This window comes from Streptomyces oryzae (assembly GCF_017676365.1).
GTDB lineage: Bacteria > Actinomycetota > Actinomycetes > Streptomycetales > Streptomycetaceae > Streptomyces > Streptomyces oryzae.
In genome coordinates this window covers 1-10,806 of sequence record NZ_JADKMA010000232.1, presented here as the reverse complement: position 1 = coordinate 10,806, position 10,806 = coordinate 1, and the positions used below count along the sequence as shown (strand labels likewise).

The 10,806-nt window shown below is 68.4% G+C and carries 9 protein-coding genes; 5 read left to right on the top strand and 4 right to left on the bottom strand.

What is annotated here, in order from left to right:
* The 4 genes from ITI46_RS30435 to ITI46_RS30420 form a co-directional block, all read right to left on the bottom strand.
* The coding region (locus ITI46_RS30435; RefSeq protein WP_209243152.1) for a hypothetical protein at nucleotides 1–1,183 on the bottom strand (1,183 nt) is incomplete at its 3' end.
* A gap of 33 nt (nucleotides 1,184–1,216) precedes the next feature.
* Nucleotides 1,217–3,478, bottom strand: coding sequence for a hypothetical protein (locus ITI46_RS30430; protein ID WP_209243151.1), 2,262 nt, complete (start codon nucleotides 3,476–3,478; stop codon nucleotides 1,217–1,219).
* A complete protein-coding gene (locus ITI46_RS30425) occupies nucleotides 3,475–4,317 on the bottom strand; it encodes a hypothetical protein (RefSeq protein WP_209243150.1) in 843 nt (280 codons plus the stop codon). Before ITI46_RS30425 ends, ITI46_RS30430 begins: the two co-directional genes overlap by 4 nt.
* A gap of 116 nt (nucleotides 4,318–4,433) precedes the next feature.
* Nucleotides 4,434–5,126, bottom strand: a complete 693-nt coding sequence (locus ITI46_RS30420; protein ID WP_247746826.1) for a Crp/Fnr family transcriptional regulator — start codon at nucleotides 5,124–5,126, stop codon at nucleotides 4,434–4,436.
* Nucleotides 5,127–5,328: 202 nt separating this feature from the next.
* Between ITI46_RS30420 and ITI46_RS30415 the strand changes: the two genes are divergently transcribed.
* The 5 genes from ITI46_RS30415 to tuf all read left to right on the top strand — a co-directional run bounded on the left by ITI46_RS30415 (nucleotide 5,329) and on the right by tuf (nucleotide 10,747).
* Nucleotides 5,329–5,910, top strand: coding sequence for a DUF1707 and DUF4190 domain-containing protein (locus ITI46_RS30415; RefSeq protein ID WP_372452103.1), 582 nt, complete (start codon nucleotides 5,329–5,331; stop codon nucleotides 5,908–5,910).
* A 346-nt stretch (nucleotides 5,911–6,256) separates the two neighbouring features.
* Entirely contained in the window at nucleotides 6,257–6,628 is a 372-nt protein-coding gene (rpsL, locus tag ITI46_RS30410) for a 30S ribosomal protein S12 (protein ID WP_003948652.1), read from the top strand.
* 2 nt (nucleotides 6,629–6,630) lie between these two features.
* Nucleotides 6,631–7,101, top strand: a complete 471-nt coding sequence (gene rpsG / locus ITI46_RS30405) for a 30S ribosomal protein S7 (RefSeq protein WP_019354980.1) — start codon at nucleotides 6,631–6,633, stop codon at nucleotides 7,099–7,101.
* A gap of 39 nt (nucleotides 7,102–7,140) precedes the next feature.
* Entirely contained in the window at nucleotides 7,141–9,264 is a 2,124-nt protein-coding gene (fusA, locus tag ITI46_RS30400; RefSeq protein ID WP_209243148.1) for an elongation factor G, read from the top strand.
* Between the two features lie 289 nt (nucleotides 9,265–9,553).
* On the top strand, nucleotides 9,554–10,747 hold the full coding sequence (gene tuf, locus ITI46_RS30395) for an elongation factor Tu (protein WP_209243147.1): 1,194 nt from the start codon (nucleotides 9,554–9,556) through the stop codon (nucleotides 10,745–10,747).
* The last annotated feature ends 59 nt before the right edge of the window (nucleotides 10,748–10,806 follow it).

Here is a 10,806-nt window from a genome sequence, read left to right as displayed (position 1 = left end):
GCGGCGCGGTGCTGCGGGGTTCGTGTTGTTCCGGCTGCTCCTGCCCTTCGGAGGCGGGCAGCGCATCGTTGTCCTCATGAGGGCGGGGGTCCGGGCCGTCCGTGCGGGTGGCCTCTGTCGTCGGGGGTGGCTGTCTCAGGAGAGGCTCGACGATCTGCAAGGCCGTCTGCTGAAAGCCTTCGAGTTGGTACGCCTCGGCATGGCCTTCCCCCAGGATCTTGGTGACGAGGTCGATCTGGGAGCGCAAGTACTCGCGCTGGTCCTGGCGCATGTTCTCCATCACCAGCAGGGAGTCCTCGGGGTTTCTGGCCAGATGGGCGGCCCACGCGGCTGGGCCGCCCTTGGTGAGCTGGTCCTCGTAGAAGCGGATCTTCTCGGCTTCGAACTGCTGTAGCTCCACCTGCTGTCGTCCGGCGAGCATGGCCTGTTGGTGCTGCCACTCCAGCTGTCGCATGGCCAGGGCCTGCTGTTGCTCTCCGTACGCCATGGCCCGTTGCACCTGGAACTCGTCGAGTTGCCGGTCACGGAGGTGTTGTGCGGCATCGACCGTCATGCCCTGCTGAGCCTCCCGTACTGCTGCGGCGGAGGCGTGGTCGATGGCTTGGAGGCGCTGCTGGTGGGCGATGTTCGCGTCGTCCCTTCGGAGCCGCACGGTCCACCAGACCCGCAGCCCGGCCGAGGACCCGGGCGGTTCGGAGGCCTCCAGGGACTTCAGCAGTGCCTGCTCGGCCTGTGCGCTGTCATCGATGGCGAACTGCCGGGTAACGGGCCGCGCCTGCATCTGCAGCTCGTTCAGCAGTAGTCCGGGTACGTCCCGGTGACCGCTGGCGACGAACCGTGCTGGGTCGGAGACCTGCCAGCTCAGCTCGATGTCGGCGCCGAACTCGAAGGCGTCGTTCTCGCTGGGGAAGCACAGCTGGGATCGGACAGGGTGGACGCCGACATCCACCTCGTACACCGCGGTGTAGCGCTTCCCGGCGAAGTTCGGCCGCTGCGGGGGCAGGAACGTCTCGTAGCCGTTCTTGTGGGTGACGCAGACGTGCGCGTTGTCCATCCGGATCGGGATCTTGCGGCCCAGCGTCTCGAAGCGGGAGAGCTGGCGCACCATGAGCACCGGGTCGCGCAACTCCGTATGGCGGTCGGCGTCCTGCTGCCATTCGGGCGGTTCTTGGAAGTTGAGCATGTGGTGTGTCTCTGCCTTGGTCTCTCGTTACGGTCAGTGCGCGGTCAGCGCCGTGTGCAGGCGGGCGGCGACCGGTGGTGGTGGTCCGCCGTTCTGAGCGGGCATCGTGCGGAGCAGGTGGCTGAGCCGTTCGTGGTCGGGCCGACTGCGGGCGAGGGCGGGCAGCAGCGTGCTCAGTGCCCACTCGGCGGCGGGGTCCCCCTCGGCACAGCGCACCCAGTCCGCGAGCACCCGCAGGGCCTGGGCGGTGTGTCCGCGGTCGCGCAGGGCTTCGGCCCAGAGGGTGGCGATGGCGTACGCCTCCTCTTCCGGTGCCGGCCCCGGTGCGGCCGTGGTGGCCGGAGTGGCGACCGTGCGCGCGGCGGTGGCGTGCCCGTACCGGTTCAGCAGTACGGGACGCTCGGGCGCGGGGCCCGTTCCGGTGTCGTCAGTCCACTCGCAGGCGGTGAGGAAGGCGCGGAGGGCCAGTTCGCGTGCGGCTCCTTTTTCCCGCAGAGCGGCCAGCAGGTGCTGGTAGACGGTCTGGCCTGCGGGGGAAAGCAGGAGCAGTGCGGTGGACGAGGCCGCCTCGGTCATCTCCTCCTCGACCGTCTCCTCGGAGTCGGCCCCGCGGCCGCCCTCTTGAGCGCGGGAGGCGGAGGCCGCCACCACGGCGCGCAGTGCGTCAAGCGCCTCCTCGGGCCACTGCTCGCCGATCAGCGCGTAGGTGCGGATCGCGGTCCAGCGCAGCCGTGGCTGGTCACTGCGCGACCAGTCCCCGACGACCTGCCGCAGGTTCGGGGCACCCAAGGCGTGGGCCAGGGCCAGGGTGTGCGCGGCGGTCACCCTGCGGTGTGGACGGGAAGAATCGGCCCACCCCTGGACGAGCAGCGCGAGCGCGGAAGGCAGGTCGCGGGTGAGCAGCACGGCGGCCGTCGACGCTGCCCGGGTGCGGACCAGCGGGCGCCCGTCGTCCGCGAGCTTGCGCAGCCAGCCGGTGAGCGCGGGCCGGGACGAAGGGTGTCCCGTCCACACCTCACGCAGCAGCACAAGGGCAGCCCTTTCGTCCTCGTACGCTGCCTTGACCTGGATGACGGGGCCCCATTCGGTTGCCTCTTCTTCCGTGTAGCTGCGGGCGCGTGCCAGCTGGAGGCGGGTTTCGATCGAGGTGCCGAAGACGGGTATGCGAAGCGGCTCACCGCGGTCCTCGGTGCGATGGAGCAGCGCGAAGAGCTGGTCGCTCAGTTCGGCGGTGAGCGCGTAAGGCGCTTCGTTGAAGGCGGCGAGCGAGACGAGGAAGGCCTTGTCCCGCAGCGGCAGTGCTGGATTGTCGAACCACTGCTGCACCTGCCGCTCGACCGCGTCCGTGGAGAACTGCTCCAGGGCCCGCTTCAGCGCCTCGGTCGCCTCCACCGGCGATCCGGTCCCGGCGTGGGTGACCAACAGCCGGGCCAGGCCCGCTGCCTCACGTGGCTGCGGGCGGTGCGCGAGGACGTCTCGTACGGCGTCCAGCCTGAGCAGGTCCCGCGCGGTGGCCTCGTCGGTGAGCGCGGTCAGGTGACCGCGCAGCACGAGCGCCGCCGAAGGACTGCGCCAGCGCGCCGGCAGCACCCCTTCCATCCCGGCTGCGCCAGGGCCGGTCGTCAGAACCAGGTAGCTGCCCTTGTCGGCCAGCTGGTCCCGTACGGCGAGCATCTGGGCCTCGCGCAGCGGGCTCCCGGGATCGGTCACGAGGTCGCACAGGACATGGCCGCTCCGCTCCTTCAGGTGGTGGGGCAGATCCCCGGGGCGCAGGTCCCGGTCGAGTGCGCGTACGGGGGCGACGCCGAGGCGGCGCAGCAGCATCAGCGCTGCCATGCGGCGCCCCGAGGAGAGCGACCCGGTCAGTACCAGGAAGCGTTCGGCACGCAGCCGGGCCTCCAGGTGGGCCAGCTCGTCCTCGTCGGCCGCGAAGAGGGCGGCGAGCCGCTCAAGCTCGCCTTCCGGTACCTCGCCTGAGGAGGCGGCCGGCTGTGTGGCGCCGTAGCCGATCTGGTAGATCTCCGTCTTGTTGCCCAGCACCACGTCCCGGCCCACGTGCCCGCCGCTGACGCCGTATTGCGAGCCGTACACCAGGCTGCCGCCCAGGCGTGCCGAGTCGCCCAGCATGAAGGCGGGGCTGTGTCGCCTGAGATCTTTGCGCGATTCCCAGGCGTCTTGCGGGCGTTCTTCGGCGCCCTCCTCGCCTTCTTCTTCGGCGGTGCCCTCCTCGGCCCCTTCGGGTTCCCGGGGTTCGGTTGTACCGGCGGGCGGGGCGTCCTGCGCGGGTGCGCTCACCGGGCCTCACCGCCGTCGGCACGTTCACCCTCCGCCCCGGCAGCGCCGCCGGGCCGGATGTCGCCGTGCACCGTGCCGCCGGAGACGCCGTACTGGTCACCACCCACCACGCTGCCGCCGATGTGGGCCGAGCCGTTGAAGGTGATGCCTCCGGCCGGTGCCGCAGGGGCTTGGGCGGGAGCGGGTGCTTGGGCGGAGTCGGCGGGCTCGGGGCTCTGGGCGGTGGTCGGCTCTTGACAGGAGGCCGACCTGCCGGGCGGCGCCGAGTGGGCGGGCGGCCCGAACAGCCAGGCGCTCAGGGTGCCGTTCTTGCTGCCAGGGGCGATGTGGTGGAACTCCTCTGCGGGAATCCCGGGGTGGCTGTGGCGAACGATTCCGCTGTAGACCGGATCGGAGACGCACAGCGCCAGGTCGTTGTCCCGCTCCCGGAGCGCGTCCCGCAACTCGTCGCAGTCCAGGAGCCGGGCAGCGTGGTTGAGGTCCGAGCCGACCCACCCGCCAGTCGCGTCGATCGCCACGTATCCGCTCGCCAGCACAGCGCGGAGCCGGATCTGGGCGCTGCTGGAGGCCATTCTGTTGACCGCGCGCAGCGAGGCCGGGACCTCGGTCAGGAAGACCCGTAGCAGGGAGGCGACCGAAGCGTTGGCATCGATCAGCTCGATCAGGCCGTCCCCCCGGTCCGCGCGCCGGTGATTCTCGTCGTCGATCCCAGCCGCGTCCAGCGCGCGGTCGGCCACGTCGTACAACGTCCGTCGCAGATAAACCTGCTCCACATCGTCGCGGTTGCTGTACCGCTCGACGTCGAGCAGGAGGAGGGTGCGGATCAGCGGTTCGCTCATGTCGGCCTCTCGTCGGGTGAACTGCTGCCGCAGCAGCGTTCCGCAGGAGCGGACCGGACCGTGAGGAAGGAAGGCTCAGTCGTTGTGTGTAGGAGCACACACAACGACCGGTCCGGTCAGCGCTCGCCCTCGGCGCAGATCCGGCGGAGCGTGTCCGGCCGCAGGATCACCATGGACCTGCGTCCGGTGGCGACCACGCCTCGCCCCCGCAGCTCCACCAGGAGCTTGTTGACCATTTCCCGGGAGGCCCCGATCGAGCCGGCCATCTCCTGCTTGCTGAGCGGGACGGTCAGCTCGATGCCCTGTCCGTTACGGCGCCCATGCGAGCGGGCGAGTTCGAGCAGCAGCGCCGCGAACCGCTCCCGCACCCGCATCGAGGCGAACTCCAGTCGTCGGCGGTCCGCGGCCCGGGTCCGGTCGCTGGCCAGGGAGAGCAGCCGGAGCGCGACCTGCGGGGAGTCGCTGAGGAATCGCTGGAAACGGTCGTGATCGACGGCGACTGCCAGGACCGGCTCCAGGGCTGTGACCGTTGCCGACCGCGGATGGCCGGTCAGCGCGGCGCTCTCTCCCACCACATCACCGGGCCCGCGGAGTGCCAGCAACGCCTCGTAGCCGTTGGCCGCCGTCGCGGTGACCTTCGTCCAGCCCCGGCGGATCAGCAGCACATGCGAGGAGGGTTCATGCTGTCGCAGCAGCGGCAGCCGGGGCTCGAACCGCATCTCACGCCCAAGGCCGATCAGTGCGGTGCGGTCGGTGCGCTCCAGCCGGGCGAGGAAAGGCACGCGGTCGTCGAGTTCCGGACCGCTCATGCTCCACGCGTCGGCCATCGTCCCCCCAGCTTCCCCGGTCGTACACGCCTCGTGATGACAGCTTGCACACTGTAATGGAGTGTCGGGCCGGTCGGGAGACCGTTCGGGAAACAGCCGAACTCGGCGGTGTGCGAACCCGGTAGGGACGCTTTGCGTCATGGATGATGGAGGGGACGGTAAGCGAGCTGGGAGGTGGGGGCCGGTGGCGTTCGGACCGTGGAATCCCGGAGGTGTCCCGGAGCAGGGGTACAAACCTGTGGTCCCGGGCCAGGGGCAGCACAGCCCTGGCGGTGTCCCGATCCAGAGTCAGCAGCAGGTCGGTTCGATGCGCGCCTCGCACACCGACCGGGAGCGGGCGATCGACGTGCTGAAGGCCGGTTTCAGCGAGGGCCGGCTGGGCCAGGCCGAGTACGAACAGCGGCTGGCGCGCGCCTCCCAGGCGCAGACGTACGCGGAGCTGGGTGTGCTCATCGCGGATCTGCCGCAGGGTCCGGTGCCGGTTCCGGCGCCGCAGCCCGCCTACCCGGAGGTGCCGCGGACGTTTCTGCCCGCGCCTCCGCCGCGTACCAACGGGACGGCGATCGGGGCGCTGGTCTGCGGGGTGCTGACGCCGATGTACGGGCTGACGGCGATCCCCGCGGTGATTCTCGGCCACAAGGCGAAGGCGGAGATCCGCCGGACGGGAGAGCAGGGGGACGGGCTGGCCACGGCCGGTCTGGTGCTGGGCTGGCTGGCCATCTGCGGGGTCCTGGCGATCATCGGACTGATCGGTTTGCTGAGCTGACCCCCGCCCCGGTGCGGTCGTCCGTCGGCGCTCTGTTTCTCGCAGGTCGGGGGCGCTATGGTGGCCGGTCCATTTGTTTTGACCCCAGCCGATGAGGTAGGTACCCTCAATCCCTGTGCCTGGGGTGTCCCCTGCGCTGTTCCCGCCCGCGATTGCGGGCCTCCGCGCAGCCGGAGACACCGGACTCTGCTGCTTCTCACCATGGGGAAGCTTCCGCCTCAGCGGAGATCTCGTCCGTGGGATCTCTTCCCAGAGGCGACTGCAGTCTTCGACACACCCGACCTCGTGGGTCGGGTATGGCCCAGGTTAGCTTTACCGAGACTGGCACACAGAAACCGGAGAAACGGTGCCTACGATCCAGCAGCTGGTCCGCAAGGGCCGGCAGGACAAGGTCGAGAAGAACAAGACGCCCGCACTTGAGGGTTCCCCCCAGCGCCGCGGCGTCTGCACGCGCGTGTTCACGACCACCCCGAAGAAGCCGAACTCGGCCCTGCGCAAGGTCGCCCGTGTGCGCCTGACCAGCGGGATCGAGGTGACCGCCTACATTCCGGGTGAGGGTCACAACCTGCAGGAGCACTCGATCGTGCTCGTGCGCGGTGGCCGTGTGAAGGACCTGCCGGGTGTTCGCTACAAGATCATCCGCGGCTCCCTCGACACGCAGGGCGTCAAGAACCGCAAGCAGGCTCGCAGCCGCTACGGCGCCAAGAAGGAGAAGTAAGAATGCCTCGTAAGGGCCCCGCCCCGAAGCGCCCGGTCATCATCGACCCGGTCTACGGCTCTCCTCTGGTGACCTCCCTCATCAACAAGGTGCTGCTGAACGGCAAGCGCTCCACCGCCGAGCGCATCGTCTACGGCGCCATGGAGGGGCTGCGCGAGAAGACCGGCAACGACCCGGTCATCACGCTCAAGCGCGCGCTCGAGAACGTGAAGCCGACCCTCGAGGTCCGCTCCCGCCGCGTCGGTGGCGCCACCTACCAGGTTCCGGTCGAGGTCCGCCCCGGCCGTTCCTCCACTCTCGCGCTGCGCTGGATCGTGGGGTACTCCCGCGCCCGCCGCGAGAAGACCATGACCGAGCGTCTGATGAACGAGCTGCTCGACGCCTCCAACGGGCTCGGCGCCGCCGTGAAGAAGCGCGAGGACACGCACAAGATGGCCGAGTCCAACAAGGCCTTCGCGCACTACCGCTGGTAGTCGCTACCCCCATCGAGACCGAGAGAAGACTGAAGCCTTATGGCTACCACTTCACTTGACCTTGCCAAGGTCCGCAACATCGGGATCATGGCGCACATCGACGCGGGCAAGACGACGACCACCGAGCGGATCCTCTTCTACACCGGTCGCAGCTACAAGATCGGTGAAGTCCACGACGGCGCTGCCACGATGGACTGGATGGAGCAGGAGCAGGAGCGCGGCATCACGATCACGTCCGCCGCGACGACCACTCACTGGCCGCTCAACGGCGTCGACTACACCATCAACATCATCGACACCCCGGGCCACGTCGACTTCACCGTCGAGGTGGAGCGTGCGCTGCGCGTGCTCGACGGTGCCGTGACGGTGTTCGACGGTGTCGCCGGTGTGGAGCCGCAGTCCGAGACGGTCTGGCGGCAGGCCGACCGCTACGGCGTTCCGCGTATCTGCTTCGTCAACAAGCTCGACCGGACCGGCGCGGAGTTCCACCGCTGCGTCGACATGATCAGCGACCGCCTCGGCGCGGTGCCGCTGGTCATGCAGCTGCCGATCGGCACCGAGGCGGACTTCAAGGGCGTTGTCGACCTGGTGTCGATGAAGGCCCTCGTCTGGTCCCCCGAGGCCAAGATGGGCGAGATGTACGACACCGTCGACATCCCGGACACCCACGCCGAGGCGGCCGAGGAGTGGCGCGGCAAGCTGCTCGAGGCCGTCGCGGAGAACGACGAAGAGATGATGGAGCTGTACCTGGAGGGCCAGGAGCCCACCGAGGAGCAGCTCATCGCGGCGATCCGCCGGGTCACCCTTGCCTCCACCGGCGGCGAGGGCGCCATCACGGTGACGCCGGTCTTCTGTGGCACCGCGTTCAAGAACAAGGGCGTGCAGCCGCTGCTCGACGCGATCGCGCGGTATCTGCCCTCCCCGCTGGACGTCGAGGCCATCGAGGGCCAGTCCCCGAAGGACGCCGAAGAGGTCATCAAGCGTCGTCCCTCCGAGGAGGAGCCGATGTCGGCGCTGGCGTTCAAGATCGCCAGTGACCCGCACCTCGGCAAGCTGACCTTCCTGCGCGTCTACTCCGGCCGCCTGCACACCGGCACCCAGGTGCTGAACTCGGTGAAGGGCCGCAAGGAGCGCATCGGCAAGATCTACCGGATGCACGCGAACAAGCGTGAGGAGATCGAGTCGGTGGGTGCCGGCGACATCGTCGCCGTCATGGGTCTGAAGCAGACCACCACCGGTGAGACCCTCTGCGACGCGAGCAACCCGGTGATCCTGGAGTCGATGGACTTCCCGGCCCCGGTCATCGAGGTGGCCATCGAGCCGAAGTCCAAGGGCGACCAGGAGAAGCTGGGCGTCGCGATCCAGCGGCTGGCCGAGGAGGACCCGTCCTTCCAGGTCAAGACGAACGAGGACACCGGCCAGACGATCATCGCCGGCATGGGCGAGCTGCACCTCGATGTGCTGGTCGACCGCATGAAGCGCGAGTTCAAGGTCGAGGCCAACGTCGGTAAGCCGCAGGTGGCCTACCGAGAGTCGCTCCGCAAGAAGGTCGAGAAGGTCGACTACACCCACAAGAAGCAGACCGGTGGTTCCGGTCAGTTCGCGAAGGTGCAGATCGACGTCGAGCCGCTCGAGGGCGACGGCTACGAGTTCGTCAACCAGGTCACCGGTGGCCGTATCCCGCGGGAGTACATCCCGTCCGTGGACGCGGGCTGCCAGGAGGCCATGGAGTTCGGCGTGCTGGCGGGCTACCCGCTGACCGGCGTCCGCGTGACGCTGCTCGACGGTGCCTACCACGATGTCGACTCGTCCGAGATGGCGTTCAAGATCGCCGGTTCCATGGCGTTCAAGGAGGCCGCTCGGCGGGCGAGCCCGGCTCTGCTCGAGCCGCTGATGAAGGTCGAGGTGACGACGCCCGAGGACTACATGGGCGAAGTGATCGGCGACATCAACTCGCGGCGCGGCCAGGTCCAGTCGATGGATGACCGCGGCAACGCGAAGCTCGTCACCGGCCTGGTACCGCTGTCGGAGATGTTCGGTTACGTCGGAGACCTGCGCAGCAAGACCTCCGGCCGTGCCACGTACTCCATGCAGTTCGACTCCTACGGTGAGGTTCCCAAGAACGTCGCCGAGGAGGTCATCGCGAAGGCCAGGGGCGAGTAATCCACTCGTCCAGGGGCGAGTCGCCGTACTCGCTCAGGGGCGAGTAGGACACCCGTGCTCACCCCTTAGGCTGGAGCAAAGGCATTCGGGGCACTCCGGCACAGATCGCTCGGTCATCGACTCGCTCGGTCACCGACGCGGTCCGTGCCGGGGGCGCCCCGGCCGCCGGCCCACCCAAGCGAACAGGTCAAGGGCATCCCCCTCGGGGTCCTGACCGGTTCGGTACGACCACCTGAACCCCTCCGCAAAATGTGGAGGGTGTACAGCACCAGTCCACAGGAGGACCCCAGTGGCGAAGGCGAAGTTCGAGCGGACTAAGCCGCACGTCAACATCGGCACCATCGGTCACATCGACCACGGCAAGACCACTCTTACCGCGGCGATCACCAAGGTGCTGCACGACGCGTACCCGGACCTGAACGAGGCTTCGGCGTTCGAGAACATCGACAAGGCGCCCGAAGAGCGCCAGCGCGGTATCACCATCTCCATCGCGCACGTCGAGTACCAGACGGAGAACCGTCACTACGCCCACGTTGACTGCCCGGGTCACGCGGACTACATCAAGAACATGATCACCGGTGCCGCGCAGATGGACGGCGCCATCCTCGTGGTCGCCGCCACCGACGGCCCGATGCCGCAGACCAAGGAGCACGTGCTCCTGGCCCGCCAGGTCGGCGTTCCGTACATCGTCGTCGCCCTGAACAAGGCCGACATGGTGGACGACGAGGAGATCATGGAGCTCGTCGAGCTCGAGGTCCGTGAGCTGCTCTCCGAGTACGAGTTCCCGGGCGACGAGGTTCCGGTCGTCAAGGTCTCCGCGCTCAAGGCCCTCGAGGGCGACAAGGAGTGGGGCGAGTCCGTCGTCAAGCTGATGCAGGCTGTCGACGAGGCCATCCCGGCTCCGGAGCGCGACACCGACAAGCCGTTCCTCATGCCGATCGAGGACGTCTTCACGATCACCGGTCGCGGTACGGTCGTCACCGGCCGTATCGAGCGCGGTACCCTCAAGGTCAACGAGTCCGTTGACATCATCGGTATCAAGGAAGAGAAGACCTCGACCACCGTCACCGGTATCGAGATGTTCCGCAAGCTCCTTGACGAGGGTCAGGCCGGTGAGAACGTCGGTCTGCTGCTCCGCGGTATCAAGCGCGAGGACGTCGAGCGCGGCCAGGTCATCATCAAGCCGGGCTCGGTCACCCCGCACACGGAGTTCGAGGCGCAGGCGTACATCCTGTCGAAGGACGAGGGTGGCCGCCACACCCCGTTCTTCAACAACTACCGCCCGCAGTTCTACTTCCGTACCACGGACGTGACCGGCGTGGTGACCCTCCCCGAGGGCACCGAGATGGTCATGCCGGGCGACAACACCGAGATGAGCGTCCAGCTCATCCAGCCTGTCGCCATGGAGGAGGGCCTCAAGTTCGCCATCCGCGAGGGTGGCCGGACCGTGGGCGCCGGCCAGGTCACCAAGATCATCAAGTGACCTAGCGCGTCCAGCGCTCTTCAGCTCCGGCTGAGAAGAGGGCCCGTACGGCTGTGATG

Excerpts from the sequence above, each read along its gene's own strand:
- ITI46_RS30425 (WP_209243150.1), bottom strand. The coding sequence starts at position 4,317 with ATGAGCGAACCGCTGATCCGCACCCTCCTCCTGCTCGACGTCGAGCGG.
- rpsG (WP_019354980.1), top strand. The coding sequence starts at position 6,631 with ATGCCTCGTAAGGGCCCCGCCCCGAAGCGCCCGGTCATCATCGACCCG.
- fusA (WP_209243148.1), top strand. The coding sequence starts at position 7,141 with ATGGCTACCACTTCACTTGACCTTGCCAAGGTCCGCAACATCGGGATC.
- ITI46_RS30420 (WP_247746826.1), bottom strand. The coding sequence starts at position 5,126 with ATGAGCGGTCCGGAACTCGACGACCGCGTGCCTTTCCTCGCCCGGCTG.